This is a genomic window from Bradyrhizobium sp. AZCC 1719 (assembly GCF_036924525.1).
Classification (GTDB): domain Bacteria; phylum Pseudomonadota; class Alphaproteobacteria; order Rhizobiales; family Xanthobacteraceae; genus Bradyrhizobium.
This window is the reverse complement of sequence record NZ_JAZHRU010000001.1, coordinates 6,753,391-6,780,005: the sequence shown is the minus strand read 5'-3', so window position 1 is coordinate 6,780,005 and position 26,615 is coordinate 6,753,391. Positions and strand designations below refer to the sequence as shown.

Here is a 26,615-nt window from a genome sequence, read left to right as displayed (position 1 = left end):
AATCCCGATTGATGTAGCCAGTTCTTGATGACCACCGCGAGCGACCTGCGATCCGGAAAGACCGACCGCGACGAGAATTTTCCGGTCGCGTCGTGGATTATTCATCCGCGTCACCGGGCGCTGATTCTCGCATTCTACAATTTCGTCAGGACTGCTGACGACATCGCCGACCACGCGACCCTTAGCGCGGACGAGAAGCTGCGCTATCTCGACCTGCTCGAGGCCGAGTTGCTCGGCAAGGGCGACACGCAAGCGGAGGCCGTCAATCTGCGCCGTGCCTTGGCCGAGCGCGCGATGGCGCCGCGCCACGCGCTCGACGTGCTGGTCGCGTTCCGGATGGACGTCACCAAGCTGCGCTACGAAAACTGGGACGACGTCATTCATTATTGCCGCTATTCGGCCATGCCGGTCGGCCGTTTCATGCTCGACGTTCATGGTGAGAGCACCTCGACCTGGGCCGCTTCCGACGCGCTGTGCGCGGGATTGCAGATCAACAACCATTTGCAGGACTGCGGCAAGGACTACAAGAATCTCAACCGCGTCTACCTGCCGCGCGATGCGCTGGCAGCAAGCGGCGCCACCGTCGAGATGCTGGGCGAGGCGAAGTCGCAGCCGGCGCTGCTGCAATGTCTCCATGCGCTCGCGGTCAGGACCGAGACCCTCCTCAACGAGAGCAAGTCGCTCAACGCCGAAGTGAAAGATTTCCGGCTTGGGCTCGATATCGCCGTGATCCAGGCGTTTGCCGACAAGATCGTCGGCATGCTGAAAGTGCGCGATCCGCTCAGCGAGCGCGTGCATTTGAGCAAGCTGGAGTTGCTCGGCCATACCATCGGCGGCATCGCCGGCGAGATCATCCGCCGCGCGATCGGACGCCGCCCCCAGGCAAATCCGGCGGCCGGCGCATGACGTTGCATCCGGCGGCGGCCAACGCAGATTACGGTGCCACCGCGTCCGGCAGCTCGTTCTATGCCGCGATGCGCATCCTGCCGCGCGACCAGCGCGAGGCGATGTTCCAGATCTACAGCTTCTGCCGTCAGGTCGACGACATCGCCGATTCCGACGGCCCGCGGCCCGAGCGGCTGGCCGCGCTCCAGCAGTGGCGCGACGATATCGATGCGCTGTACCAGGGGCACCCACCGCCGCGTCTGCAGGACTACGCCGCGTCGGTCAAAACCTTCGGCCTCAAGCGCGAGGATTTTCTCGCCATCGTCGACGGCATGGAGATGGACGTGCCGCAGGACATCCGCGCGCCGGATCTTGCCACCCTCGATCTCTATTGCGACCGTGTCGCCAGCGCGGTTGGTCGCCTGTCGGTGCGCGTGTTCGGCCTGCCTGAGGAAGACGGCATACTGCTCGCCCACCACCTCGGGCGCGCGCTGCAATTGACCAATATCCTGCGCGATATCGATGAAGACGCCGGCCTCGGTCGCCTCTATCTGCCACGCGAAGGCCTGCTGCTTGCCGGCATCACGACCGACGATCCGCAGCGGGTGATCGTCGATCGTGCATTGCCGAAAGTATGCCTGCCGTTGGCCGAGCGCGCGAAAAAGCATTTCGAGAAAGCCGACGAAATCATGAAACGCAATTCGCGGCGCGTGGTGCGCGCGCCGCGGATCATGTCGAAATATTACCGCGCGATCCTGGACTTGCTGCTGGCCCGGGGCTTTGCCGCTCCGCGCGAGCCGGTCCGCGTCCACAAATGGGCGAAAATCGCCATCCTTCTCCGATACGCGATCATCTGATGCAGAAAAACGTTCATATCATCGGCGCCGGCATTTCCGGCCTTTCAGCGGCCGTGCGGCTCGCCAACGCCAATTGCCGGGTGTATGTCCACGAGGCCACGCAGCAGGCCGGCGGCCGTTGCCGGTCCTATTTCGATGCGGCCACCAACCTCACCATCGACAACGGCAATCATTTGCTGTTGTCCGGCAACCGCCATGCGCTGGCCTACGCCAAATCGATTGGCACCGAGTCGGGGCTGATCGGGCCAAAGGCTGCGCAGTTTCCCTTTATCGACATCTCAATCGGCCGGCGCTGGCAACTCGACCTTGGCGACGGCAAGTTGCCGTTGTGGGTGTTCGACGAGGCGCGCCGCGTCCCCGATACGAAGCTGTTCGATTACCTCGCATTGATGCCGCTGATCTGGGCAGGGACCGATAAACTGGTCGGCAATGCGATCCCCTGCAAGGGCACGCTGTACCAGCGGCTGGTGCAGCCGCTGTTGTTGGCAGCGCTCAATGTCGATCCGCCGGAGGGATCGGCAGGCCTGGCCGGCGCGATCGTGCGGGAAACGCTGCTGGCGGGCGGGCAGGCCTGCCGGCCGCTGATCGCGCGCGACGGCCTCAGTGCCGTGCTGGTCGAGCCGGCGATCAAGCTTTTGCAGGACAAGGGCGCCTCGATCCAACTCGGCCATGAGCTGCGCGAACTCGTGATGAAGGAAAGCCATGTCGGCGAGCTGAAATTCGTTGGCGACACCATCGCGCTCGGCTCCGAGGACGTCGTGGTGCTCGCAGTGCCGCCGCGCCCTGCGGCGGCGCTGCTGCCGGGATTGAAGACGCCGTCGAAATTCCGCGCGATCGTCAACGCGCACTTCCGCTTCGATCCGCCCAAGGATGCGCCGCCGATTCTCGGCGTCGTCGGCGGGCTGGTGGAGTGGCTGTTCGCATTCCCGCAGCGGCTGTCGGTAACCATCAGCAATGGCGATCGGCTCGTCGACATGCCGCGCGAAGAACTCGCGCTGGCGATCTGGCGGGATGTCTGCAAAGCCGTCGGCCTGCCGGGCGAATTGCCGCTGCCGCCCTGGCAGATCGTGCGCGAACGCCGTGCGACTTTTGAGGCTACGCCGGAGCAGCATGCGCTGCGGCCGGGGGCGGTTACGTCCTTCAAAAACCTGTTTCTCGCCGGTGACTGGACTGATACCGGATTGCCGGCAACCATCGAGGGATCGGTGCGGTCGGGCGACCGCGCCGCCGATCTGGTCCTGGCGAGACCTTAAGCCTGAGGACGAGTTGCGTGACCGGCTTCACAGAGCCCGTCGCGAATATAGGGATGTATAGCGAAATGCTTGCCATCGACAAAACAAACGCCGTCGACCCCGTTGCCCTGGAGAAGAGCATCGCTTCCGCGACCGAAGCGCTGTTCGGTTATCGTCAATCCGACGGACACTGGGTATTCGAGCTGGAAGCCGACAGCACCATCCCTGCCGAATACATCCTGCTGCGCCACTATCTTGCCGAGCCCATCGACAGTGAGCTCGAAGCCAAGATCGCGAACTATCTACGTCGCACCCAAGGCAATCATGGCGGGTGGCCGCTGGTGCAGGATGGCCCGTTCGACATGAGCGCCAGCGTCAAATCCTATTTCGCGCTGAAGATGATTGGCGATTCCGTCGATGCGCCGCATATGGTGCGCGCCCGCGAGGCGATCCGTTCCCGCGGCGGTGCTGCCCGCGTCAACGTTTTCACGCGGTTTCTGCTGGCGTTCTACGGTGTATTGACTTGGCGAGCGGTGCCGGTGCTGCCGGTCGAGATCATGCTGTTGCCGATGTGGTCGCCGTTCCATCTCAACAAGATTTCCTATTGGGCGCGCACCACGATCGTGCCGCTGATGGTGATGGCGGCGTTGAAGCCGCTGGCGAAGAATCCCAAGGGCGTCGGCATCGACGAGTTGTTCCTGCAGGATCCCAAGTCGGTCGGGATGAACGCGAAGGCGCCGCATCAAAGCTGGGGCTGGTTCACGCTCTTCAGCACGCTGGACAAGATCCTGCGCGTGGTCGAACCGTTGTTTCCGAAAAAGCTGCGCCAGCGCGCGATCGACGCCGCGCTCGCGTTTACCGAGGAGCGGCTCAACGGCGAAGACGGCATGGGTGCGATCTATCCGCCGATGGCCAACATCGTGATGATGTACGACGCGCTCGGCAAGGGACCGGATTATCCCCCGCGTGCGGTCACCCGCAAGGGCATCGACAAGCTGCTCGTGATCGGCGAGCACGAAGCCTATTGCCAGCCCTGCGTCTCCCCCGTGTGGGACACCGCGCTGACCTGCCACGCGCTGGCGGAGGCGGGCGGCGAGGACACGCTCAAGAAGATGAAGCAGGGCCTCGACTGGCTGAAGCCGCGGCAGGTGCTCGACCTCAAGGGCGACTGGGCGGCGAAGGCGCCAGACGTTCGTCCGGGCGGCTGGGCGTTCCAGTACAACAACGACCATTATCCCGATCTCGACGACACCGCCGTGGTCGTGATGGCGATGGACCGGGCGCGCCGGCAGACCGGCAGCAAGGAGTACGATCAGGCGATTGCGCGCGGCCGCGAGTGGATCGAGGGCCTGCAGAGCCGTGATGGCGGCTGGGCCGCCTTCGACGTCAACAATCTTGAATATTACCTCAACAACATCCCGTTCTCCGATCACGGCGCGCTGCTCGATCCGCCGACCGAGGACGTCACCGCGCGCTGCATTTCGATGCTGGCCCAACTCGGCGAGACTGCGCAGACCAGCAAGGTGGTCGCCGACGGGATTGCCTATTTGCGCCGCACCCAGCTCGCGGAGGGTTCCTGGTACGGCCGCTGGGGGCTGAACTACATCTATGGAACCTGGTCGGTGCTGTGTGCGCTCAATGCCGCCGGCGTGGACCACCAGGATCCCGTGATTCGGAAGGCGGCGGACTGGCTGGTTTCGATCCAGAACCGGGATGGCGGCTGGGGCGAGGATGCGGTCAGTTACCGACTCGATTACAAGGGATATGAGCAGGCGCCTTCGACCTCCTCGCAAACGGCATGGGCCTTGCTTGGACTGATGGCGGCCGGCGAGGTGGAACATCCGGCCGTCGTGCGGGGCGTGGAGTACCTAAAAGCCACACAGACCGAGAAAGGACTGTGGGATGAGGCGCGTTACACGGCTACAGGCTTTCCGCGGGTGTTTTACTTGCGTTATCATGGCTACTCGAAGTTCTTTCCGCTCTGGGCGCTGGCGCGGTATCGGAATTTGAGAAGCACCAACAGCAGGGTGGTAGGGGTCGGGATGTGACTTTGGAGGCGGGGGCCGCCGCGATCGTGGACAATTCGGTTGATCGCAATTCGAATGATCCGCGACCGGTTTTGATCGTTACAGGATTGGTGCAGGAAGCCCGCATTGCGGCCGGGCCCGGCATGATCGTCATCTGCAGTTCCAGCGATCCGCAGCAATTGCGCGCATTGCTGGCAACGCTGGATTCTACCACTTTCAGGGGTGTGATCTCGTTCGGCGTCGCCGGCGGGCTCGATCCGTCGCTGAAATCGGGCGATGTGGTGGTGGCGACCGAGGTTCTCGCCGGCGATACCCGGTTCCTGGCAGGTCTGGCGCTGAACGAGGAAATGATTACCCGCGCCGCGCTACGCCGCAGGCGCGTGGTCCGTGGTATTCTTTCGGGTGTGGAACAGGTGATTGCGGCGACCGCTTGCAAGGCCGCGTTGCATTCGGAGACCGGGGCGGCGGCGGTCGATATGGAAAGCCATATCGCGGCGGCCTATGCGGCCGAGGCGGGGCTTCCGTTCGCGGCGCTGCGGGTCATCTCCGACCCGGCCACCAGGGCGCTTCCGGCGCTCGCCAAGAGTGCCATCAAGCCGAACGGCGATATCGACCTCGGCAAGGTGCTGCGCGGGGTGGCGCGCAATCCCGCCACGCTGCGCGCGCTGGTCTCCACGGGGCTCGATTTCAACCGCGCGCTGCGCTCGCTGCGCGGCTGCCGCGGCTTCCTGCATGGCGAGAGCTTTGCCATGGCGGAGGCCTGAGGGCGGGGCAGCAGCCAGCTTCAGAATTTTCGAAAGCGTCAGATAAATAGAAAAGGGCTCCGATTCGCTGAGAATCGGAGCCCTTTAAACTTGTTTCCGTGCTCGCTCAGGCGGCGGTGGAGGCCTTCGCCTGCTGCTTGGCGGCGGCGGTAGCCGCCTCGTCGCGGCGGATTTCCGACAGCTTCTTCTGGACCTGTTCGGAGAAGATGTATTGCGCCGGGCGCTGGTTGGAGAGGTCGATCTCGGGCGCCATCGGACCCGAGGTGCGAACGCCCCGCAGCGCGACCCACATCGCCTTGAACGGATTGGTCAGCGCGGCGTCGGCGGCGGTCGGCTCGTAGCCGCAATGCGCCATGCAGTCGGCGCACTTCTCGTAACGGCCGGTGCCGTAGGAATCCCAGTCCGTGGTCTCCATCAGCTCCTTGAAGGTCTTGGTGTAGCCCTCGCCGAGCAGGTAGCAGGGTTTCTGCCAGCCGAAGATGTTGCGCGCCGGCATGCCCCAGGGCGTGCATTCGTAGGACTGGTTGCCGGCCAGGAAGTCGAGGAACAGGCCGGAATGCATGAAATTCCACTTCTTGCCCTTGCCGAGCGCAAAGACGTCGCGGAACAGTTTTTTGGTCTTGGTGCGGTTGAGGAAGTGCTCCTGGTCCGGGGCGCGCTCATAGGCGTAGCCCGGCGACATCGAGACGCCGACACCGAGTTCGGTGGTGAAGTCCAGGAACTTCGCGATGTCCTCGGCGGCATGGCCGTCGAAGATGGTCGCGTTGACGTTAACGGTGAAGCCGCGCGCCTTCGCGGCCTTGATGGCGGAAACCGCGCGATCGAACACGCCCTTCTGCGACACCGCCTTGTCGTGGTGGTCCTTGAGGCCGTCGAGATGCACCGAGAAGAACAAATACGGCGAGGGCTCGAACAGATCGAGCTTCTTTTCCAGAAGCAGCGCATTGGTGCAGAGCGAGACGAACTTCTTGCGCGCCACGAGGCCGCGCACGATCTCGCCGATCTCCTTGTGGATCAGCGGCTCGCCGCCGGGGATTGCCACCATCGGCGCGCCGCATTCGTCGGCTGCGTCCCAGCATTCCTGCGCGCTCATGCGGCGGTTGAGGATCGCATCGGGATAGTCGATCTTGCCGCAGCCGACGCAGGCGAGGTTGCAGCGGAACAACGGCTCCAGCATCAGCACGAGCGGATAGCGCTTTCGGCCAAGCAGCTTCTGCTTCATCAGATAGGCGCCGATACGCATTTCCTTGAAGAACGGTATTGCCATTTTGGAGATTTTCTTTCTGGACCTGTAAATCTTGAAGTGGATCAACCCGCAGTCAGTTCGGCCGGAAGCCGGAACTCGATGTTTTCCTCCCGGCCGGGCAGCACCGAGACCGTGACGGGTCCGATACGCCTCAAAGCCTCGATCACGTCGTCAACCAAAACTTCGGGCGCCGATGCGCCCGCCGTGATGCCGACAGCCTTTGCATCCTTCAGCCAATCAGGGTTCAGCTCGCTCCCGTCGGCAATGAGATAACTCGCGACGCCGACCTCGGTGCCGATTTCGCGAAGCCTGTTTGAGTTGGAACTATTGGCGGCCCCCACCACCAAGATGACGTCCACCAGCTTACTTAGGTCCCTTACCGCAGATTGGCGGTTCTGTGTCGCATAGCAGATATCCCGGATGTCGGGGCCTTGAATATCTGTAAATTTGGCCTGAAGGGCGGCGATTATGTCCTTTGTGTCGTCCACGCTGAGGGTGGTCTGGGTGATATAGGCCACCGGGGCGTCGGTCGGCAGCGGCAGGGCCGCCACGTCGTCGACGTTCTGGACCAGGAGAACCGGGCCCGGAACCTGGCCCATGGTGCCCTCGACCTCAGGATGGCCGGCATGGCCGATCAGGACCAGGGTCCGGCCCTTGGACATATACCGTTTACCCTGATTATGGACCTTGGTGACCAGCGGGCAGGTGGCATTGAGGACCGGCAGGCCACGGGCGGCGGCCTCTTCCTCGACGCTGCGGGCCACGCCATGGGCGCTGAACACGGTTACCGCGAGTGGCGGAACCTCCGACAGGTCCTCGACGAAGATCGCGCCCTTGGCCTTCAGGCTTTCGACCACGTACTTGTTGTGCACGATCTCGTGCCGGACATAGACCGGCGGGCCGTATTTCTCGAGCGCACGCTCAACGATTTCGATGGCACGCACGACGCCCGCACAAAATCCGCGGGGCTGCGCTAGATACACTTCCATGGGATGTCCATTACGCAAGTTGCACCAAGTACCGAATTCGCAAATTCACCCGAAGGCCTCCGTGCAGCCGATCACACTTCGGATATTTGCAATATCCGCACCATGGCCGGTTCCCGCAGATAATCCCCATACTAGGCACATGGAAGCGCAGGACTATGTGTCAAAAATTGTGCGGATAGAAAAGGTGGATCGCGCAATGGTTACCGGGCGTTTGGTATTTAGGTACCAATAAGTGCATTTGCGCGGCCGGTTGTTCCTCACCGGTTCGTCACTTTATCGCCCACCCGGACCGGCTATACCGGCGCCCGAACGCCCGTTCCGATCTGTTGTGCGACTTGCTTGAACCCTCGGGGAAGTAACCAAAACAACATTAGATCGACTGCGGGAACTCCGCTAGACAGCGGGGCGTTTTCGCCCAGCTCTCCTTTTAGATTTAGAAAGAAACGAAGTGCTGACCAGTGTTGTTGTCGCCGTTGTCAGAACCTGTACGCGGTTTGCCACTCTCGTCGTCATCATCTCCCTGCTTCTGGCGGTCGGGGGGGCCTACTATGCCGCCCGGCATTTCGCCATCAACACCGACATCAATACGCTGATTTCGCCCGACCTGGACTGGCGCAAACGCGACAACCAGTTCGAGCAGGCCTTCGACCGTGAAAAGCTGATTCTGGCTGTCGTCGAGGCGCCGACCCCGGAACTCGCCAGTGCGGCTTCCAAGGCGCTGGCCACGAAGCTGTCCGGCGACACCAAACATTTCGAATCGGTGCAGCCGCTCGGCTCCGGCGAATTCTTCGAGAAGAACGGGCTGTTGTTCCTGCCGGTGGAAGAAGTCGGCAAGGTCGCCGGCCAGCTCGAAGCCGCAGCCCCCCTGATCGAGATCATGGCCGGCGATCCCTCGATCCGCGGCCTGACCGGCGCGCTGGAAACCGGGCTTGCCGGCGTCAAGCGCGGGCAGGTCAAGCTCGACAATACCGAGCGCCCCTTCAACCTGATCAGCCAGACGGTCGAGGACATCCTGAGCAAGGGGACGGCGACGTTCTCCTGGCGCGAACTCGTCAGCGACAAGCCTTTGACCGATGCCGATCGCCGCGCCTTCATCGAATTCAAGCCGAAGCTGGATTACAATGCGCTCGAACCCGGCAAGGACGCGACCGACGCGATCCGACAGGCCGCGAACGACCTCAATTTCGCGGGCCAGTACAGCGCTCGCGTCCGGCTGACCGGGCCGGTTCCGATCGCCAACGAGGAATATTCGACCGTGCAGGACGGCGCGATCGTCAACGGCGTCGCAACGGTGCTTATTGTCCTCGTCATTCTCTGGATGGCGCTGCACTCTGCGAAGATCATTTTCGCGGTGTTCGTGAACCTGTTCATCGGCCTGGCGCTGACGACCGCAGTCGGCCTGATGATGGTGGGATCGCTGAACCTGCTGTCGATCGCCTTTGCCGTGCTGTTCGTCGGCCTCGGCGTCGATTTCGGCATTCAATTCAGCGTCCGCTACCGTTCCGAGCGCTTCAAGAACGAAGATCTGGCCGTGGCGCTGGAGAGCGCGGCCCGACGTTCGTCGGTGCCGCTGTCGCTTGCCGCGATGGCGACCGCCGCCGGCTTTCTTTGTTTCCTGCCGACCGACTACAAGGGCATTTCCGAACTCGGCAAGATTGCCGGCGCCGGTATGCTGATCGCGTTCATCTCGAGCATCACGGTGCTGCCAGCCCTGCTGAAGCTGCTTCACCCGCCTGGAGAAAGCGAGCCTGTCGGTTACGCGTTTCTGGCGCCGGTCGACGAGTTCCTCGAACGGCACCGCGTCATCATTGTCGCCGGAACGCTGCTGCTCGTGGTGGCGGGCCTGCCGCTGCTCTACTTCATGAAGTTCGACTTCAACCCGATCAACCTGCGCAATCCGAAGGCCGAATCGATCGCGACCTTCCTCGACCTGCGCAAGGATCCCAACACCGGCGCCAACGCCATCAACGTGCTGACCAATTCCGAAGCCGAAGCCAAGAAGATCGAGGCGCGGCTGGAGAAGTTGCCGGAAGTTCTTCGCGTGATGTCGATCGACAGCTTCGTGCCCGAAGACCAGCCAGCCAAGCTCCAGTTGATCGCAAAGGCAGCGAAGGTCGTCGGCCCCGCGCTCAATCCCGACTCGGTCGACGCGGCGCCCACCGATGAGGAGAATGTGGAGGCGCTGAAGAGTTCGGTCGACAGCTTGCGCAGGGCCGCGGGCGACGGCAAGGGGCCGGGCGCGGTTGCCTCGCGAAGGCTGGCGGATGCGTTGTCGAAGCTTGCCGAAAGCGACCAGGCGACGCGCGACAAGGCCCAGAACATCTTCGTCGCCCCGCTCAAGATCGTGTTCGACCAGCTCAGGAACACCATGCAAGCCGGGCCGGTGACGCTGAAGACGCTGCCGCCGGAACTGTTGAATAGCTGGAAGTCCAAGGACGGGCTGATCCGCGTCGAGGCGCTGCCGAAAGGCGATCCCAACGACAACGACAATTTGCGCCGCTTTGCCGATGCAGTGCTGGCCGCCGAGCCAAACGCGATCGGCGGACCGGTGTCGATCCTCAAATCCGGCGACACCATCGTGAAGGCGTTCATTCACGCCGGGATCTGGGCGCTGGTGGTGATCAGCCTGTTGCTCTGGCTGACGCTGCGGCGCGTCACCGACGTGCTGATGACGATGGTGCCGCTATTGGTGGCCGGCGCGGTGACGCTGGAGCTTTGCGTGCTGATCGAGCTGCCACTCAACTTCGCCAACATCGTAGCATTGCCGCTGCTGCTCGGCGTCGGCGTCGCCTTCAAGATCTATTACGTCGTGGCCTGGCGCGAGGGCAGAAATAACCTGCTGCAGTCGAGCCTGACACGCGCGATCTTTTTCTCTGCGCTGACGACAGCGACAGCGTTCGGAAGCTTGTGGCTATCCAGTCATCCCGGCACCGCCAGCATGGGTAAGTTGCTGGCGCTGTCGTTTGTCATCACGCTTGCTGCGGTGTTGCTGTTCCAGCCGGCGCTAATGGGTAAACCGCGCGATGTCGGGCAATAGGCAGATGTCGCCAATGTCGCCGGACTGCGCGGCGGCCTGCTTCTGACCGGGCGCGGCCTTCGGCGCGGGCGCAGGATTTACCGCACCCGTGGTTTTCGGCGGCGCGGGCGGGGCGGCTGGCGCCGCGGCTTTGGGCGGTGCGCCGGATGCGCCCTTCGGTGCGCCCTTGGCCATGCTGTTGGTGGGGCTTGGGGGGATCGGCGGACCGACACGGGTCCAGGTCTCGCCGCCGCAGAGGAAGCCGAGAACGCAGCCTTGAATCTCGAGCTGGTCGGTCCCGGCCGGCTTGATGGTCGAGCTGTAGTTCTGTCCGTCCTTGGCGTTATAGACCTCACCCTCCCACGCATCGACGCCGGGCTTCTTCTTCATGTCGATCAGGATCGGCATGCCCAAAGTCGGCCGGCTCTGCTTTGAGGCATCCGGATTGTTCTTGTCCTTGCCGCCCGGCGTCTTTTCCCAGGCAACGACGCCCCACATGTTGCCGTTGCATTGGGCGACGCGAATGTTGGCGACACCATCGGCCACTTTCCAGTCACCGGTGGGATCGGCGGCCAGCGCCGCATTAAGACCTGTGGCTAAAATGATTCCCGAATAAACTATTGTGCGCGCGATAGTTCTTGGGCAGTGCAACATGGTTCGAACCTGTGTTTAAGTAGATGATCCAAGCGGGGGTCAAAACGCCGCATTGAGTGTTTTCAGTTGACGAAACATCCATCAACCGACGTATGTAGCCAATGCCAGATTCATATCTAGACGTTTCCGGGCTGTTTGTAGAGCGGCAGGCGCAGCGCAGTTCCATGCATGCGCGCCATCTGAACGAGCAGCTCGTCCGGGTGCTGAAGACCATCGGCTACGATGTGGGCTTTCAGAAGGGTCAAGGTCAGTACCTGTTCGATCGTGATGGGGCCCGCTATCTCGATCTACTCAGCGGATTTGGCGTTTTTGCGATTGGCCGCAATCATCCGGCATTGCGTCAGGCGCTGAAAAGCGTGCTCGACAGCGATTTTCCCAATCTGGTGCAACTCGACGTCTCGACGCTCGCGGGCGTGCTGGCGGAACGCCTGCTCGAACATGTTCCATATCTGGACAAGGTGTTCTTTTCCAATTCCGGCGCCGAGACCGTCGAGGCCGCAATCAAGTTCGCGCGCGGTGCGACCGGCCGTCCCGGCATCGTCTCCTGCTCGCATTCCTTCCACGGCCTGTCCTACGGCGCGCTGTCGCTGATGGACGATGCGAACTTCAGAAGCGGCTTCGAGCCGCTGCTGCCGGGATGCACGCAGATACCTTTCAACGATCTCGCCGCGCTCGAGCAGGCTTTGTCCTCGCGCCAGGTCGCAGCCTTCATTGTCGAGCCGATCCAGGGCAAGGGCGTCAACATGCCCTCGGATGAATTTTTGCCGGGCGCTGCCGCGCTGTGCAAAAAATACGGCACGATCTTCATTGCCGACGAAATCCAGACCGGTATCGGCCGCACCGGAAAATTCCTCGCGGTCGAGCACTGGAATGTCGAGCCCGACATGGTGCTCTTGGCAAAGGCGCTGTCGGGCGGTCACGTGCCAGTCGGCGCGCTGCTGACCCGCAAGTCCATCTTCGACAAGATCTTCAACCAGATGGATCGCGCGGTCGTGCACGGCTCGACTTTTTCGAAGAACGATATGGCGATGGCCGCCGGCATCGCCACTCTCGATGTGATCAAGCAGGAGAAACTTGTCGAGCAGGCCGCCAAGCGCGGCGCCGAGCTTCGCCTTGCGCTGACCCGCATGGTGCCGGGCTATGAACTGCTGAAGGAAGTGCGCGGCAAGGGATTGATGATCGGCATCGAGTTCGGTCCGCCGAAATCGCTGAAGCTGAAGGCTTCCTGGAATCTGCTGGAAACCGCAAATAAAGGCCTGTTCTGCCAGCTCATTACTGTACCGCTATTCAAGGATCACAAGATCCTGACGCAGGTCTCCGGCCACGGCAGCCACACCATCAAGCTGCTGCCGCCGCTGGTGATCACGGAAGAAGATTGCACCTGGATCGAAAAATCGTTCGACGACGTCATTGCCGCGAGCCACAAGGTGCCCGGCGCGATCTGGTCGCTCGGCAAGACGCTGGTCGACAACGCGGTCAGGAAGTCGGCGTAAGCCAACGGGTCGCGCGAATGCGCGCCCGATGACAGGCTCCGCGCAATCCGCGGCTGCTTCGTCGGCCGATGATTGTCCCGGATTGCGCTGCGCTTCATCCGGGCTTCGATCGAAAGCCGCATCTATCGGGAGAACAGCATGAGCAACATCACCGGCGGCTGTCACTGTGGCGCCGTACGTTATGAGATCGCGGGGAAACCTATCGTTCATGCGCTGTGCCATTGCGCGGATTGCCGCCGTCACGCCGGCGCGCCGATGGTTGGGTGGACGATGTACGCGGAGGACGCGCTCAAGGTGACGAAGGGAACGCCCAAGGTCTACGAATCATCAGAGTATGGCCGGCGACAGTTTTGCGCGAACTGTGGCACCGGTCTCTTCTACACCAATGCCAATGTGCTGCCCGGGATCGTCGATATCCAGAGCGCGACCTACGATGATCCCGACGCCGTGCCGGCCATGGTGCATATCCAGGTCGCAGAGCGCCTTCGCTGGATGGAGCGCGCGCACGAACTGCCCACCTTCGACCGCTATCCACCGCCTCCATAGCGCGGCCGCTGCAAGGATAGTCTTACTGTGTTTGAGCAGCGGTGAGCGTCTCGCTCGCCGAACGAAAGCCCTGTCAGTCGCGCTAACGCGAAAGCATTTCGCCTCTCCCTGACGAAAATCGGTATCCAATTTTCCCGATCATGCTCTAGGATGCACGCGCCGAGCGGCCGGAAAGAGCCGTCGCGTGTTGTCGGAGGAAGCATGATGAAATTTCAGCGTCGCCAGTTCTTGCAGCTCGTCGCCGGTGCGGCCGCGCTCCCCGTTACGTCAAGCATCGCGAGCGCGCAGGCCTATCCATCGCGCCCGGTACGCGTCGTGATTGGCTATACGCCGGGCGGCTCGGCGGACCTCACGTCGCGCCTGATGGGGCAATGGCTGTCGGAAAAGCTCGGGCAATCCTTCGTGATCGAGAACCGGCCGGGCGGCGGCACCAATATCGCCACCGAGCAGGTGCTGCGCGCCACGCCAGACGGCTACACGCTGCTTCTGGTGGCGCCGGCCAACGCCATCAACGCCACGCTCTACGACAAGCTGCCCTTCGATTTCATGAAGGAGATGGAGCCGATCGCCGGCATCATTCGCTTTCCCAACGTCGTGGTGGTGCATCCGTCACTACCAATCAAGTCGATCCCCGAACTGATCGCCTATGCCAAGGCCAACCCGGGCAAGCTCAACATGGCATCGTCAGGCAACGGGTCGACGATCCACATGTCGGGCGAACTGTTCAAGATGCTGACTGGGATCAACATGCAGCATGTGCCGTACCGCGGCGGCGCGCCGGCGCTCACCGACATGCTCTCCGGCCAGATGCACGTCATGTTCGACAACCTTCCGACCTGCGCCGAGCACGTCAAATCCGGCAAGCTGCGCGGGCTTGCAGTCACCAGCACGACACGTTCGGACGTGCTGCCGGATCTGCCGTTGGTCGCGGATTACCTGCCGGGCTACGAGGCGAGCGCCTGGTATGGCCTCGCAGCGCCAAAGGGCACGCCGCCAGAAATCGTCGACAGGCTCAACAAGGCGGTCAATGAAATCCTCGCTGATCCCAAGGCAAAGGCCCGCTTTGCCGAGATCGGCGCCATCCTGCTGCCGGGCTCGCCCGCCGATTTCGGCAAGCTGGTGGCGGACGAAACCGAGAAGTGGAGCAAGGTCGTCAAGTTCGCCGGCGCGAAGGTAGATTAGGCGGAGATTGATCAAACTGGCGGCGAGATAAGACTGTGCCCGCGATCGGCAATGTTCGCTTTCGGGGCAAAGCAGACGCGGATCATCCGCATCATGATGTTCGCAAGTGATCCATTTGAGAGATCTGCCGAGTGCGCTAAGGTCTCCGCATGACTGGGGACGTAATCAAGGCAATCCTAGCACCGCTTACGTTCTTTGAGGGGCGCTGCGAGGACAAGGAAACACTTCGAAAACTGATCACGTTGGCGAATGATAGGTCCCGCCGCAAGGAAGCCCACGCCCTGTTTTCTGAGATTAGGCGGAAGACGCTAGCGGCGGCGAAGCGCAACGATCAGTTAGCTCTGGCTCAATATAACTTCGAAGAGATTTGCGCCAAGACGCTCTATAATTTGACGCGCGAGCCGGCGCCGTTCGATCCCGACACGCCGTTTTGGGTCCTGCCGCGTGCGCTGGAATTGGGACGAATGCTCGGCATCACAGACGCTGGCGAGATAAGCCCGCTTTTGAAAGCAAGGTAAGTTCGCTCCTGCGGATTATGGACCGTCAGCTTCTCGCAACCGCTCGCGGCGGATTCTTCCCCAGCGCCACCGCCATCGCCGAGATTAGCGGCCGCATGAAGAACGCGTCCTCGGCCGGATAGATATCGGTGCGCAGGCCGTGGGACTTGAGTTCATCCGAGACCGCCGGTCCGACGGATGCGATCGGGGTGCGATCGAGCCCTTCGCGTAACCGGTCCTCGCAACCGCGCGCTCGCGCGACCTCGATCAGGCGACGGATCTGGCCGAGATTGGTGAGCGCGATCGCGTCGATGCGGCCGGCCGCCATCTCGTCGATCGCATTGATGATGTTAACGTCAGCGGCCTGCGCGTCGTAGACGTAAGGCAGCACGGTATCGACCTCGGCGCCTTGCGCCTTGATCGCGCCGATCAGGACGCTGTGGTCCTTGTCCGGGTAGAGCTGCAGGCCGAGGCGATGGCCGCTGAGGTCGAGGCGCGACAGCATCTCGGCGACGCCTTCGGAGGTTGGCTTTTCCGTCGTCATCTGCGGTTCCAGCCCGATTTCGCGCAGCGCCTTGCCCGGCTTGGGACCACGGGCGAATTTGCGCGCCTTGCCGAGCGAGGCAATGAACTCCTGCTCGACGCCGATGTGCCGGACCACCTTCATCAGCCGGCGCAGGCCTTCACCGGTCATCAGCACCAAATCGTCGAAAGGCTTTTCGATTGCCCGCCTGATCCAGGCTTCGACCGGCGCCGGGTCCGGCGCATCGTGGATGGTGAACATCGGGCATTGCAGCACGTCGGCGCCCTGCTCGGTGAGCAGGCGGGAGAACTGCGCTTCCTCGCGCGTTTCCAGGATCAGGATGCGGTAACCGTTCAATCTGTCAGCCATGATCTCGCTCCAACGCTTTTGCTCCGCGCTTTGTTCATCCTGACCCCGGTTTCCGGATTGGCGCAAGCGCGTCTGCGGTGATAGAGCAGGGCGCAAATCCGAGGTTTTCACCCTTCTGCCTGAATTGTAGTCAAGTCAGCGCCATGCCCGATCATCAATTCGTCCTGACCCTGTCCTGCCCGGATCGCCCCGGAATCGTTTCCGCGGTGTCGACTTTTCTGGCCCATAACGGTCAGAACATCCTGGACGCCCAGCAGTTCGACGACGTCGAGCCCATGAAATTCTTCATGCGGGTCGTGTTCACCGCCGCCGATCTCGCCGTCGAATTGCAGGCGCTGCAGACCGGCTTTGCCGCGATCGCCGAGCGCTTCAACATGGACTGGCAGATGCGCGACCGCGCCAATCGCCGCCGGGTGATGCTGCTGGTCTCTAAATCGGATCATTGCCTGGTCGACATCCTCTATCGCTGGCGCACCGGCGAACTCGAGATGATCCCGACCGCGATCGTTTCCAACCATCCGCGCGAGACCTACAGCTCCCTCGATTTCGGCGAGATCCCGTTCCACTATTTGCCGGTGACGAAGGAAACCAAGCGCGAGCAGGAAGAGGCGGTCTGGAAACTGGTTCAGGATACAAAGACCGATCTCGTCGTGCTGGCGCGCTACATGCAGATCCTGTCGGACGAAATGTCGGCAAAACTGTCCGGGTGCTGCATCAACATCCACCATTCCTTCCTGCCGGGCTTCAAGGGCGCGCGGCCCTATCACCAGGCCCATGAGCGCGGCGTCAAGCTGATCGGCGCCACCGCGCACTACGTCACCAGCGACCTCGACGAAGGCCCTATCATCGACCAGGACGTCGAGCGCATCAGCCATCGCGATACGCCGGAAGATCTCTCACGCAAGGGCCGCGACATCGAACGCCGTGTGCTGGCGCGTGCCATGCGCCATCATCTCGAGGACCGCGTTATCCTCAACGGCCGCAAGACCGTGGTGTTCATGGATTAGCGCGCCGCATCCTTGGACGCAGGAGCCGGGTTGGTCTCCTTGTCGCGCTCGGAAGCCGGCATCAGGCGCTTTCGCTCGCGCTCCCGCATGTACTCGTCATACTTCGCGGTTCCCGGGCGCGGCGGCGCGTCGGCAGGCAGGCCGCCGGCCCAGGCCGGAATGGCATCGCTGACGCCGGCTGAGACTTTCTCGTTGATGGTCCCACAGCCGCTCAAGCCGCAGCCCGCGAAGGCAACGGTGACGATCGTGACAATGTGGCGCGCGCTGGTCGGCATCGGCAGAAGACTACAACCTTAACCGTTTAAGGATGATGGATTTAGGGCGCTGCCGTTGGGAACCGGCGATAGGTTCTTTGTTGACAGGACCATTTCATTTGCACAATCGTACAAATCGTGGCAATCGCGGGAGGGCAGCGATGCCGGATCGTGTAATAATACCATCGCGTCTTCACGGCTATGCGGCTCTTCGCTGCGACACGCCGATGGTCCGATTGACAACAAGGCGGCCAAGGACGCCATGTTGCCGCGCTACCCGGCGGAAAATTCTGGGTTATGGTGAGATCAAGGGCCGGGGACTCGGTTCGAGACACAAGGCCGATCAGGGGGAGAGATGCTCATGTCTATTCGCAGTCAAATATTGCTGGCCGCAGGCTCGGTCGCCGCGATGCTGGCGCTTGCGCCGGCCTACGCCCAGGAGACCGTCAGGATCGGCCTGATCCTGCCGATGACCGGCGGCCAGGCATCGACCGGCAAGCAGATCGACAACGCGGTCAAGCTCTACATGCAGCAGAACGGCGATACCGTCGCCGGCAAGAAGATCGAAGTCATCCTGAAGGATGACGCAGCGGTTCCCGACAACACCAAGCGCCTCGCGCAGGAACTGATCGTCAACGACAAGGTCAATTTCATCGCAGGTTTTGGCGTGACGCCCGCTGCACTCGCGGCGGCGCCGCTGGCCACGCAGGCCAAGGTTCCCGAAATCGTGATGGCGGCCGGCACCTCGATCATCACGGAGCGCTCGCCCTACATCGTCCGCACCTCCTTCACGCTGGCGCAGTCGTGTACCATCATCGGTGACTGGGCCGCGAAGAACGGCATCAAGAAGGTCGCAACGCTGACCTCCGACTACGCGCCCGGCAACGACGCGCTGAACTTCTTCAAGCAGAACTTCACCGCCGGCGGAGGGGAGATCGTCGAAGAGGTGAAGGTGCCGCTGCAAAATCCTGATTTTTCTCCGTTCTTGCAGCGCATGAAGGATTCCAAGCCCGACGCCGTGTTCGTGTTCGTGCCGGCAGGCCAAGGCGGCAGCTTCATGAAGCAGTATGCCGAGCGAGGCCTCGACAAGGCGGGCATCAAGGTGATCGGCCCCGGCGACGTGATGGACGACGACCTGCTCAACGGCATGGGCGACGCCGCGCTCGGCACGGTCACCGCGCATCTCTACTCCGCGGCCCATCCGTCTGCGGCAAATAAGGAATTCGTCGCCGCCTACAAGAAGGCGTTCGGCCAGCGCCCGGGCTTCATGGCGGTCGGCGGCTATGACGGTATCCGGTTGATCTACGAGGCGCTGAAGAAGACCGGCGGCAAGACTGACGGCGATGCGCTGATCGCGGCGATGAAGGGCGCAAAGTGGGAAAGCCCCCGCGGCCCGATCATGATCGATCCGGAAACCCGCGACATCGTGCAGAACATCTACATCCGCAAGGTCGAGAAGGTCGACGGCGAACTCTACAATGTCGAGTTCGCGACCTTCGAGGCGGTGAAGGATTCCGGCAAGACGAAGAAGTGACGCCGGCTTCGGCGTCATCCCGGGGCGCGCGCAAGCGCGAACCCGGGATCTCGAAATTGTAGCGCGAGATTCCGGGTTCAGCGCTCTGCGCTGCCCCGGAATGACGAGCAGGGCCCGATCTCATCCAATGACCACGCTGTTCACCATCCTGTTCGACGGTGTTGCCTACGGCATGTTGCTGTTCGTGCTCGCCTGCGGGCTGGCGGTGACGCTCGGGTTGATGAATTTCGTCAATCTCGCCCATGGCGCCTTCGCCATGACCGGCGGTTATATCTGCGCGGTGCTGGTCAACAATTCTGGCTGGCCGTTCTTTTCGGCGCTGCCACTGGCCTTTGTTACGGCCGCGCTGGTTGGCGTCGCGCTGGAGCGCACGCTCTATCGCCACCTCTACACCCGCAGCCATCTCGACCAGGTGCTGTTCACGATCGGCCTCACCTTCATGTCGGTGGCGGCGGTCGATTACATCATGGGATCGTCGCGGATTTTCATCAAACTGCCGGCGGCGCTGGAGGGACAGTTCGATTTCTTCGGCGTCGGCATCGGCCGCTACCGGCTGATGATCATCGTGATCTGCGGCCTGCTCACGGTGGCGCTGCAATTGATCCTGGCGAAAACCCGTTTCGGCAGCCGCCTGCGCGCCGCGGTGGACGATCCGCGCGCAGCAAGCGGCCTCGGCATCAACGTGCCCCAGGTGTTTGCGTTCACCTTCGCCTTCGGCTGCGGCCTTGCCGGCCTCGGCGGCGCGCTGAGCGCCGAGATCCTCGGGCTCGATCCGTATTTTCCGCTAAAATTCATGATCTACTTTTTGATCGTGGTCACCGTCGGTGGCTCCTCCAGTATCACCGGGCCGTTCCTGGCGTCGCTGCTGCTCGGCATCGGCGACGTCGCCGGCAAATATTACGTGCCGAAGATGGGGCCCTTCGTCATCTACACCATCATGATCGTTATCCTGATCTGGCGTCCGAACGGTCTGTTCGGCCGCGCTGCCGCGCGATGAGTCCGCGATGACCGCAGCCTCCGACGTCTCATCCCATGCCATCGCCCGCGCCCGCTGGCGCCCGGCCGAGATCGCGTTCTGGATTCTTGCCTTGTCCTGCGCGTTCCTGTTTCCGTCCCGTTATCTGATTATGACCGATATCCTGCGGCTGGCGTTGTTCACGCTGTCGCTCGATCTGATCCTCGGCTACGCCGGCATTGTCTCGTTGGGGCACGCCGCGTTCTTTGGCGTTGGCGCCTATTCGGCCGGGCTGCTCGCCTTGCATGGCATCATCAACGAGCCGGTGATCGCACTGGTGGTCGCCGGCCTCGTCGCCATGGTGCTCGGCTTCCTCACCAGCTTCCTCGTCATCCGCGGCGTCGACCTCACACGGCTGATGGTGACGCTCGGCATTGCGTTGCTACTCGAAGCTCTGGCGGAACGGTTCTCCAATATCACCGGCGGCACCGACGGGCTGCAGGGCATCGAGATGCAGCCGATCCTCGGCCTGTTCGCGTTCGACATGTTCGGCAAGACCGGTTTCTTCTATTCGCTGATCGTGCTGTTCCTGCTGTTTCTGTTGGCGCGGCGGATCGTGAATTCGCCGTTCGGCCTGTCGCTGCGCGCGATCAAGAATAACCCGCTGCGAGCCTCGGCCATCGGCGTGCCCGTCAACCGGCGCCTGATCGCGATCTATACGATTGCAGCGTTTTACGCCGGCATTGCCGGGGCGCTGTTCACCCAGACCACGGCGCTGGCTTCGCTTGACGTGTTCGCGTTCGAGCGCTCGGCCGATCTGATGCTGGTGCTCGTGATCGGCGGCACCGGCTATCTCTATGGCGGGCTGATCGGCGCCGTCGTGTTCAAGATGCTGCAGGAACTGTTTCAGACCATCACGCCGCAATACTGGCTGTTCTGGATCGGGCTCGTCCTGGTCGTGATGGTGCTGGTCGGCCGCGAACGCATCCATCGCTGGGTGCTTTGGGGGCCGAACCTCGTGATCCGTCAGGTCTTCGGACGCAAGGCCGTCGTTGCCGTTCCCGAAAGCGATGCGCCATGACGATTGCGCTCGAAACCAGGGGGCTGGAAAAATCTTTCGGCGGCTTGCGGGTCACGCGCGAGCTGTCGCTGCAGGTGGAGCAGGGCGCCCGCCATGCCCTGATCGGGCCCAACGGCGCCGGCAAGACCACCGTCATCAATCTGCTGACCGGCGTGCTCAAGCCCAATGCCGGACGGATCCTGCTCGAGGGCAATGACATCACCGAGCTGCCGGTGCACACGCGGGTGCTGCGCGGGCTGTCGCGCACCTTCCAGATCAATCAGCTCTATGCCGATCTGACCCCGCTCGAAACGGTCGGGCTCGCCGTCTCCGAACGTCTCGGCCGCGGCGGCGACTGGTGGCGGCGGATGGGCACGCGCGACGACGTCAATCAGGAGGTCGCGGAGACGCTCGGACGGTTTCATTTGTTCGACGTGATGAACGAGCGCACGGCGACGCTGCCCTACGGCAAGCAACGCCTGCTCGAGATTGCGGTCGCGATCGCGACCAAACCGCGTGTGCTGCTGCTCGACGAGCCCGCCGCCGGCGTCCCCGAGAGCGAACGCCATGACATCCTGGCTGCCGTCGCCGCACTGCCGCGCGACGTCACCGTGCTGCTGATCGAGCACGACATGGATCTGGTGTTCTCGTTCGCTGACCGTATCTCGGTGCTGGTCAACGGCGCCATGCTGGTGGAAGGTCCGCCGGACGAAGTGGCGCGCGATCCGCAAGTGAAGGCGGTCTATCTCGGCGAGGCAGCCCATGCCTGAGCTTCTCGCCATCGATGCCTTGCGCGCCGGCTATGGCGAAGCCGTGGTGTTGCCCTCGATGTCGCTGTCGCTGGGCGAGGGCCAGGTGCTGGCGCTGCTGGGGCGCAATGGCACCGGCAAGACCACGCTGATCAATTCGATCGTCGGCATCACCCGCCATTTCGGCGGCACGATTGCGCTCGGCGGGCTCGACATTACCGCGATGCGCCCGGACCAGCGGGCGCGGGCCGGGATCGGCTGGGTGCCGCAGGAACGCAACATCTTTCGCTCCCTGACGGTCGAGGAGAACATGACTGCGGTGGCCCAGCCCGGCCCATGGACCGTGGAAAAGGTCTACGAGATGTTTCCGCGGCTGAAGGAGCGCCGCAACAATTTCGGCAACCAGCTTTCCGGCGGCGAGCAGCAGATGCTGGCGATCGGCCGCGCGCTGACCCTCAATCCTAAGGTGCTGCTGCTGGACGAGCCGACCGAGGGGCTGGCGCCGATCATCGTCGAGGAATTGTTGCGGGCGCTCGGCACCATCACCCGGGCTGGCGGCATCTGCTCTGTCATCGTCGAGCAGAATGCGCAAAAGATTCTGGGGCTGGCCGATCGGGTTGTGATATTGGAACGCGGCGCAATCGTGCATGATGCGGCCAGCAGCGCGTTGAAGGCCGATCCCGCCGTGCTCGAACGCTATCTCGGCGTCGCCGGCGCGGCCGCCCACTAGATTGCCGCCCACTAGATTTTATGGGAGTTGAGACCATGCAGAGAACAAAGCCCCCGTTCCGCGCCGACGAGGTCGGCAGTCTGTTGCGGCCGCCGCGCATCAAGGAAGCGCGCGCCAAGCTGGAGAAGGGTGAGATCACGGCGGAGGACCTGCGCAAGGCCGAAGATCTCGAGATCGAAAAGGTCGTGCATAAGCAGGCCTCGATCGGCCTGAAGCTCGCGACCGATGGCGAGTTCCGCCGCTCCTGGTGGCATTTCGATTTTCTTAGCCATCTCACGGGATGCGAGCTGTTCCACCCCGAAACCGGCATTCAGTTCGCGGGCGTCGAGACCCGTCATGACGCCGTCCGCGTGATCGGCAAGCTCGATTTCCCGGACAACCATCCGATGCTGGATCACTTCCGCTTCCTGAAGAAGCATGCCGACACGGCCCACGTCACGCCGAAGATGACGATACCGTCGCCGGCCGTGCTGCATTTCCGCGGCGGCCGCAAGTCGATCTCGAAGGAGGTCTATCCTGATCTGGAGGAATTCTTCCTCGACCTCGGCAAGACCTATCGCAAGGCGGTGAAGGCGTTCTACGACGCCGGCTGCCGGTACCTGCAATTCGACGACACCGTATGGGCCTATCTCTGCTCGCAGGACGAACTGCAGAAGGCGCGCGATCGCGGCGACAATCCCGACGGCCTGCAGGAAATCTACGCGCGCGTCATCAACTACGCTTTGGCCGAGCGGCCGGCCGACATGGTGATCACCACCCATGTCTGCCGCGGCAATTTCCGCTCGACCTGGATTTCGTCCGGCGGCTACGAGCCGGTGGCCGAGACCATGCTGGCCGGCACCAATTACGACGGCTATTTCCTCGAATATGATTCCGACCGCGCCGGCGGCTTCGAGCCGCTGCGCTATTTGCCGAAGGGCAACAAGGTCGTGGTGGTCGGCGTTATCACCTCGAAGTTCGGCGAGCTCGAGAAGAAGGACGACATCAAGCGCCGCCTCGATGAGGCCGCCAAATTCGCCCCGCTCGACCAACTCGCGGTGTCCCCGCAATGCGGCTTTGCCTCGACCGAGGAAGGCAACATTCTCTCCGAGGAGGAGCAGTGGGCGAAGTTGAGCCTCGCGGTCGAAGTGGCCAACGAGGTTTGGGGGAAGTGACGCGCAGCGTCATCCCGAGGCGATGCGCAGCATCGAACTATGATGCGCAATTGCGCATCTGAGGATCTCGAGATTCCCCGGTGCGCAATTGCGCACCTGAGGTCTGGTGCTTGCGCACCATCCCGGAATGACGGCGTGAAATCACGCCGTCACTTCTCCGCCAGATAGACTTCCCCAGCAGCGACGAATTCGACCGCGGCACCTGCTTGCCCTTGGTCGCGTTGCTGCCTCCGACAATCCCGGTCCTATTTCTTCGGACGGCGCGTGCGGATTTCGATCGATCCGCCGGCCATCTGAACCTCGAAACGTGACAGGAAGCTCATGCCAAGCAGTCCGTCGACCCCGGTGCCATAACTCTTTCCGTCGACGTTTTGGACGGCAACCGGGACATTCGTCGCTTCCAGTTTACCGAGCCTCACCCGGTCGGCCTTTGAAAGCTTGCCCTTGGTCGTCCCGTTGGCCGTCATGAGGGTGATCTCGCCGGCGCCGGCCAGCGGTATCTTGGCACGCTCGGCGAAGCCCGTTCGCATGCTGACATAGCTTGCCCCGGTGTCCAGAATGAACAGGCCGCGCACGCCGTTGATTTCAGCCTTGACCGTGACGACGTTCTTTTGCCCGCGCAAGGGATAGCTCTCCTTGTGAAACTCCTTTGCGGAGGCGCAATTTCCCTTCGCCTCGTAGTCGGCGATGATCTTCTGGGTCTGGCTGTTGTCGCGCGCGGCGGGATCGAGCGCGACCCACATATTGATTGGCGCAGCCGCCTCGCAGAATCGATTGAGCGCCGCGTAAGCGCTCGCCATGCGCATGAACACGCGGCTGGAGATGCCTTTCTTGTCCGAGCCGAACAGTTCAATGGCGTTGGCGAAGTCGACCAGCGCGCGCTGGTAGTCCCCGGCGCCTTCGAGAGCGGCGCCGCGCAGATAGTGTGCGTCGCGATTAGACGGCGCACGGCGGATGAATTCATCGGCCACTTCGACCGCCTTCGGATAGTCAGTCAGCCGCAGATAGATGTCGATCGAGCGGTGCAGGGCCGTAGCCGGCGCGCCGCAATTCATGACGAATTTGTAGAGCCCGTTGGCCGCCTCGCGCCGATAACCGCTTTTATCCAATGCGAGCGCAAGATCGCCGATGCTTTTCTGGTCGCATGGCTCGCTTGAGTTCTTCAAGCCGAAGCCAGACGTAGGGATCGCGCGCGGCCTTTGCCGGCAGCGCGCCGAGTCGCTCATAGACCGTGGAAAAGACCTCGTCGGGATTTTCGTCCAGATAGCCCGCAATAGCCCCGCCCTGCGCTGCAAACAGCAGCAAGGCGACGGCGCAATATCGTCTAAGCATTCGCACCCCAAAGTGTCATTTTATCATTTTGTATATTGGCAAGTGCGGCGGGTTCCAATGACGCTGTTCTGTTTTTCGGGCATAGACCCGTTGGGCAGATGGTGGTAGGACGCGCACATCACCCAGCACTGCCCACCGGCGCTTCCCAAAGCTGTTTCAGCCCACTGGCCCGATGAAAAACGACCAGATCCTCAGGCAGATCACTGAATTCTGCCGCCAGGCCGACATGGCGGAGACGACGTTCGGGCGTCGGTCGGTCAACGACGGCAAGCTGGTGCAGCGGCTGCGCGAGGGCAAGCGCATCACCATCGATACGCTGGACCGCATCCAGGCCTATATCGCAGCGTCCACCGGCGCGCTGCCGCCGCCGCGCGGCCTTGAAGTGCCGCCGGAGAAGCGCGATCCACGGGGCAATTTCCGCTTCTTCGAGAATCGGCAGAAATACCTGCTGTTCGTCCATACTTGCAGCGAAAAGCGGGTGATTGCCGAGCGGGTGGCGCTGGAACTGTCCAGCCTGCATCCGCGGCCGCCGGCGCTCAGGGTATTCGACGCGGGCGTCGGAGACGGCACGGTGCTGGCGCGGGTGATGCGCTCGATGCACGGCCGTTTTCCCCATATGCCCTTCTATATCGCCGGCAAGGAGTTGAGCCTGGAGGACGTCCGGCTGACGCTCGACAAGGTGCCGGATCGGCTGTTCGAGCATCCGGCGACTGTCATCGTCCTGACCAACATGCATTACGCGGAGGCGCCCTGGCTGACGCCGGCCTCGCCTGCGGCAGCGGCGGGCATGATCTGGCACGAGGTGGCCCTGCGGGGGGCCTCGTCGGGGGAATTCGAGGCCCAGATCGCAGAACTTGGGCCGTTTCTGGAACAAAACTGGCGCGCCAATATCAGCCCCAAATCGGGCATGCCGATCTATGAACGCCCGGTGGCGCTGGTGCTGTACCGGGAAGACCACAGGTTCCTGCTTGATTCGATCATCCCACGGGCCGGCCGGACCGAGGCCAATTTCGACCTTGTGATCGCTTCCCAGCCCTATCGGGCAAAATCCTCTGTGAATTTCCGCGCCAAGCGGATCATTGCACCGCTGGCCCGGTCGCTCCGGGCAGGGGGCCGTTTGATTGGAATTCACTCCCACGGGCAGGATCCGGGCCTGGAAATCATCCAGTCGGTCTGGCCGGGAGAAAATCCTTTCGCCGTGAGCCGTCATGAGCTATTGCGCGCGGTGAAATACGAGCTGGGGTCGGCTGGGCGGGACCTTAACTTTAATGCCTACGCCGATAACCGTTCCATCTTCCGTTATGATATGGAAGCGCTGCCCAACGAGGTCACCGGCTCGATCGGAACCTCGACGGCCTTTGCAGCGTGGAATGCGGCGGTGTATGTCGCCCAGATCGAAGACGACCGGTTGACGGAAATGACTGAAAACAGCCGGACCCTCGATGCCACCAGAGAGGTTCTGCGCAAGCATAACGGGCTTTGGTTTTACGACGAATCCTACGTCATTTCGCGGCGTCGCGACTGACATTCCAGGATACACAACACAGACAGCCGCCGGGG

General features: G+C 62.4%; 25 protein-coding genes. 18 read left to right on the top strand and 7 right to left on the bottom strand.

Going from position 1 to position 26,615, the window contains the following annotated elements:
• Positions 1-27: 27 nt before the first annotated feature.
• From hpnC to V1292_RS31985, 5 genes are all read left to right on the top strand, one after another.
• The gene (gene hpnC, locus V1292_RS32005) at positions 28-906 is read left to right on the top strand and encodes a squalene synthase HpnC (RefSeq protein ID WP_334376533.1); all 879 of its coding nucleotides are present in this window, start codon (positions 28-30) and stop codon (positions 904-906) included.
• Entirely contained in the window at positions 903-1,742 is an 840-nt protein-coding gene (gene hpnD / locus V1292_RS32000) for a presqualene diphosphate synthase HpnD (RefSeq protein ID WP_334376532.1), read from the top strand. The genes hpnC and hpnD overlap by 4 nt, the downstream gene beginning before the upstream one ends.
• The gene (gene hpnE, locus V1292_RS31995; protein ID WP_334376531.1) at positions 1,742-2,995 is read left to right on the top strand and encodes a hydroxysqualene dehydroxylase HpnE; all 1,254 of its coding nucleotides are present in this window, start codon (positions 1,742-1,744) and stop codon (positions 2,993-2,995) included. Before hpnD ends, hpnE begins: the two co-directional genes overlap by 1 nt.
• 65 nt (positions 2,996-3,060) lie before the next feature.
• Positions 3,061-5,022 (top strand): squalene--hopene cyclase, encoded by a 1,962-nt coding sequence (shc, locus tag V1292_RS31990; RefSeq protein WP_334376530.1) that lies wholly within the window; start codon positions 3,061-3,063, stop codon positions 5,020-5,022.
• On the top strand, positions 5,019-5,765 hold the full coding sequence (locus V1292_RS31985) for a phosphorylase (RefSeq protein ID WP_442894513.1): 747 nt from the start codon (positions 5,019-5,021) through the stop codon (positions 5,763-5,765). The genes shc and V1292_RS31985 overlap by 4 nt, the downstream gene beginning before the upstream one ends.
• Positions 5,766-5,871: 106 nt before the next feature.
• On the opposite strand, the gene hpnH is transcribed toward V1292_RS31985, so the two are convergent.
• Positions 5,872-7,032, bottom strand: coding sequence for an adenosyl-hopene transferase HpnH (gene hpnH / locus V1292_RS31980; RefSeq protein WP_334376529.1), 1,161 nt, complete (start codon positions 7,030-7,032; stop codon positions 5,872-5,874).
• A gap of 41 nt (positions 7,033-7,073) precedes the next feature.
• Positions 7,074-8,000 carry a 4-hydroxy-3-methylbut-2-enyl diphosphate reductase gene (gene ispH / locus V1292_RS31975; protein WP_057848041.1) on the bottom strand — a complete coding sequence of 309 codons (927 nt, stop codon included), beginning with the start codon at positions 7,998-8,000 and terminating at the stop codon, positions 7,074-7,076.
• 448 nt (positions 8,001-8,448) lie between these two features.
• Here ispH and V1292_RS31970 point away from each other — a divergent pair, with 448 nt between their 5' ends.
• Entirely contained in the window at positions 8,449-11,037 is a 2,589-nt protein-coding gene (locus tag V1292_RS31970) for an MMPL family transporter (RefSeq protein WP_334376528.1), read from the top strand.
• On the opposite strand, the gene V1292_RS31965 is transcribed toward V1292_RS31970, so the two are convergent.
• Entirely contained in the window at positions 11,005-11,670 is a 666-nt protein-coding gene (locus tag V1292_RS31965) for a DUF2147 domain-containing protein (protein WP_334376527.1), read from the bottom strand. The two genes, V1292_RS31970 and V1292_RS31965, sit on opposite strands and share 33 nt — an antisense overlap.
• A gap of 101 nt (positions 11,671-11,771) precedes the next feature.
• Between V1292_RS31965 and hpnO the strand changes: the two genes are divergently transcribed.
• The 4 genes from hpnO (at position 11,772) to V1292_RS31945 (ending at position 15,409) form a co-directional block, all read left to right on the top strand.
• Positions 11,772-13,163, top strand: a complete 1,392-nt coding sequence (hpnO, locus tag V1292_RS31960) for an aminobacteriohopanetriol synthase HpnO (protein WP_334376526.1) — start codon at positions 11,772-11,774, stop codon at positions 13,161-13,163.
• 138 nt (positions 13,164-13,301) lie between these two features.
• Positions 13,302-13,709 carry a GFA family protein gene (locus V1292_RS31955; RefSeq protein WP_334376525.1) on the top strand — a complete coding sequence of 136 codons (408 nt, stop codon included), beginning with the start codon at positions 13,302-13,304 and terminating at the stop codon, positions 13,707-13,709.
• 204 nt (positions 13,710-13,913) lie between these two features.
• Positions 13,914-14,891, top strand: coding sequence for a Bug family tripartite tricarboxylate transporter substrate binding protein (locus tag V1292_RS31950; RefSeq protein ID WP_334377223.1), 978 nt, complete (start codon positions 13,914-13,916; stop codon positions 14,889-14,891).
• 149 nt (positions 14,892-15,040) lie between these two features.
• Positions 15,041-15,409, top strand: a complete 369-nt coding sequence (locus V1292_RS31945; RefSeq protein WP_334376524.1) for a hypothetical protein — start codon at positions 15,041-15,043, stop codon at positions 15,407-15,409.
• Positions 15,410-15,434: 25 nt separating this feature from the next.
• Here V1292_RS31945 and V1292_RS31940 read toward each other — a convergent pair whose 3' ends face one another.
• Positions 15,435-16,280 carry a uroporphyrinogen-III synthase gene (locus V1292_RS31940; protein ID WP_334376523.1) on the bottom strand — a complete coding sequence of 282 codons (846 nt, stop codon included), beginning with the start codon at positions 16,278-16,280 and terminating at the stop codon, positions 15,435-15,437.
• A 143-nt stretch (positions 16,281-16,423) separates the two neighbouring features.
• On the opposite strand from V1292_RS31940, the gene purU reads away from it, so the two are divergent.
• Positions 16,424-17,287 (top strand): formyltetrahydrofolate deformylase, encoded by an 864-nt coding sequence (gene purU, locus V1292_RS31935; protein WP_334376522.1) that lies wholly within the window; start codon positions 16,424-16,426, stop codon positions 17,285-17,287.
• On the opposite strand, the gene V1292_RS31930 is transcribed toward purU, so the two are convergent.
• On the bottom strand, positions 17,284-17,562 hold the full coding sequence (locus V1292_RS31930; protein ID WP_334376520.1) for a hypothetical protein: 279 nt from the start codon (positions 17,560-17,562) through the stop codon (positions 17,284-17,286). The genes purU and V1292_RS31930 overlap by 4 nt on opposite strands.
• Positions 17,563-17,902: 340 nt before the next feature.
• Between V1292_RS31930 and V1292_RS31925 the strand changes: the two genes are divergently transcribed.
• From V1292_RS31925 to V1292_RS31900, 6 genes are all read left to right on the top strand, one after another.
• On the top strand, positions 17,903-19,075 hold the full coding sequence (locus V1292_RS31925; RefSeq protein ID WP_334376519.1) for an ABC transporter substrate-binding protein: 1,173 nt from the start codon (positions 17,903-17,905) through the stop codon (positions 19,073-19,075).
• A gap of 127 nt (positions 19,076-19,202) precedes the next feature.
• Positions 19,203-20,072, top strand: coding sequence for a branched-chain amino acid ABC transporter permease (locus V1292_RS31920; RefSeq protein WP_334376518.1), 870 nt, complete (start codon positions 19,203-19,205; stop codon positions 20,070-20,072).
• 7 nt (positions 20,073-20,079) lie between these two features.
• Positions 20,080-21,111, top strand: coding sequence for a branched-chain amino acid ABC transporter permease (locus tag V1292_RS31915; RefSeq protein ID WP_065744262.1), 1,032 nt, complete (start codon positions 20,080-20,082; stop codon positions 21,109-21,111).
• The gene (locus V1292_RS31910; protein ID WP_334376517.1) at positions 21,108-21,860 is read left to right on the top strand and encodes an ABC transporter ATP-binding protein; all 753 of its coding nucleotides are present in this window, start codon (positions 21,108-21,110) and stop codon (positions 21,858-21,860) included. The genes V1292_RS31915 and V1292_RS31910 overlap by 4 nt, the downstream gene beginning before the upstream one ends.
• Entirely contained in the window at positions 21,853-22,569 is a 717-nt protein-coding gene (locus V1292_RS31905; RefSeq protein ID WP_334376516.1) for an ABC transporter ATP-binding protein, read from the top strand. The genes V1292_RS31910 and V1292_RS31905 overlap by 8 nt, the downstream gene beginning before the upstream one ends.
• 35 nt (positions 22,570-22,604) lie before the next feature.
• A complete protein-coding gene (locus V1292_RS31900; RefSeq protein WP_334376515.1) occupies positions 22,605-23,723 on the top strand; it encodes a cobalamin-independent methionine synthase II family protein in 1,119 nt (372 codons plus the stop codon).
• 245 nt (positions 23,724-23,968) lie between these two features.
• On the opposite strand, the gene V1292_RS31895 is transcribed toward V1292_RS31900, so the two are convergent.
• Together V1292_RS31895 and V1292_RS31890 are read right to left on the bottom strand one after the other, a co-directional pair.
• Positions 23,969-24,832, bottom strand: coding sequence for a TIGR02281 family clan AA aspartic protease (locus V1292_RS31895; RefSeq protein ID WP_334376514.1), 864 nt, complete (start codon positions 24,830-24,832; stop codon positions 23,969-23,971).
• Entirely contained in the window at positions 24,825-25,028 is a 204-nt protein-coding gene (locus V1292_RS31890) for a hypothetical protein (RefSeq protein WP_334376513.1), read from the bottom strand. Before V1292_RS31890 ends, V1292_RS31895 begins: the two co-directional genes overlap by 8 nt.
• Positions 25,029-25,227: 199 nt before the next feature.
• Between V1292_RS31890 and V1292_RS31885 the strand changes: the two genes are divergently transcribed.
• Positions 25,228-26,580, top strand: coding sequence for a hypothetical protein (locus V1292_RS31885; RefSeq protein ID WP_334376512.1), 1,353 nt, complete (start codon positions 25,228-25,230; stop codon positions 26,578-26,580).
• Positions 26,581-26,615: the final 35 nt, after the last annotated feature.

Excerpts from the sequence above, each read along its gene's own strand:
- ispH (WP_057848041.1), bottom strand. The coding sequence starts at position 8,000 with ATGGAAGTGTATCTAGCGCAGCCCCGCGGATTTTGTGCGGGCGTCGTG.
- hpnO (WP_334376526.1), top strand. The coding sequence starts at position 11,772 with ATGCCAGATTCATATCTAGACGTTTCCGGGCTGTTTGTAGAGCGGCAG.
- V1292_RS31955 (WP_334376525.1), top strand. The coding sequence starts at position 13,302 with ATGAGCAACATCACCGGCGGCTGTCACTGTGGCGCCGTACGTTATGAG.
- hpnC (WP_334376533.1), top strand. The coding sequence starts at position 28 with ATGACCACCGCGAGCGACCTGCGATCCGGAAAGACCGACCGCGACGAG.
- V1292_RS31945 (WP_334376524.1), top strand. The coding sequence starts at position 15,041 with ATGACTGGGGACGTAATCAAGGCAATCCTAGCACCGCTTACGTTCTTT.
- V1292_RS31930 (WP_334376520.1), bottom strand. The coding sequence starts at position 17,562 with ATGCCGACCAGCGCGCGCCACATTGTCACGATCGTCACCGTTGCCTTC.
- V1292_RS31950 (WP_334377223.1), top strand. The coding sequence starts at position 13,914 with ATGAAATTTCAGCGTCGCCAGTTCTTGCAGCTCGTCGCCGGTGCGGCC.
- purU (WP_334376522.1), top strand. The coding sequence starts at position 16,424 with ATGCCCGATCATCAATTCGTCCTGACCCTGTCCTGCCCGGATCGCCCC.
- V1292_RS31910 (WP_334376517.1), top strand. The coding sequence starts at position 21,108 with ATGACGATTGCGCTCGAAACCAGGGGGCTGGAAAAATCTTTCGGCGGC.
- V1292_RS31885 (WP_334376512.1), top strand. The coding sequence starts at position 25,228 with ATGAAAAACGACCAGATCCTCAGGCAGATCACTGAATTCTGCCGCCAG.
- V1292_RS31965 (WP_334376527.1), bottom strand. The coding sequence starts at position 11,670 with ATGTTGCACTGCCCAAGAACTATCGCGCGCACAATAGTTTATTCGGGA.
- shc (WP_334376530.1), top strand. The coding sequence starts at position 3,061 with ATGCTTGCCATCGACAAAACAAACGCCGTCGACCCCGTTGCCCTGGAG.
- V1292_RS31940 (WP_334376523.1), bottom strand. The coding sequence starts at position 16,280 with ATGGCTGACAGATTGAACGGTTACCGCATCCTGATCCTGGAAACGCGC.
- V1292_RS31900 (WP_334376515.1), top strand. The coding sequence starts at position 22,605 with ATGCAGAGAACAAAGCCCCCGTTCCGCGCCGACGAGGTCGGCAGTCTG.
- V1292_RS31915 (WP_065744262.1), top strand. The coding sequence starts at position 20,080 with ATGACCGCAGCCTCCGACGTCTCATCCCATGCCATCGCCCGCGCCCGC.
- hpnE (WP_334376531.1), top strand. The coding sequence starts at position 1,742 with ATGCAGAAAAACGTTCATATCATCGGCGCCGGCATTTCCGGCCTTTCA.
- hpnH (WP_334376529.1), bottom strand. The coding sequence starts at position 7,032 with ATGGCAATACCGTTCTTCAAGGAAATGCGTATCGGCGCCTATCTGATG.
- V1292_RS31920 (WP_334376518.1), top strand. The coding sequence starts at position 19,203 with ATGACCACGCTGTTCACCATCCTGTTCGACGGTGTTGCCTACGGCATG.
- hpnD (WP_334376532.1), top strand. The coding sequence starts at position 903 with ATGACGTTGCATCCGGCGGCGGCCAACGCAGATTACGGTGCCACCGCG.
- V1292_RS31925 (WP_334376519.1), top strand. The coding sequence starts at position 17,903 with ATGTCTATTCGCAGTCAAATATTGCTGGCCGCAGGCTCGGTCGCCGCG.
- V1292_RS31905 (WP_334376516.1), top strand. The coding sequence starts at position 21,853 with ATGCCTGAGCTTCTCGCCATCGATGCCTTGCGCGCCGGCTATGGCGAA.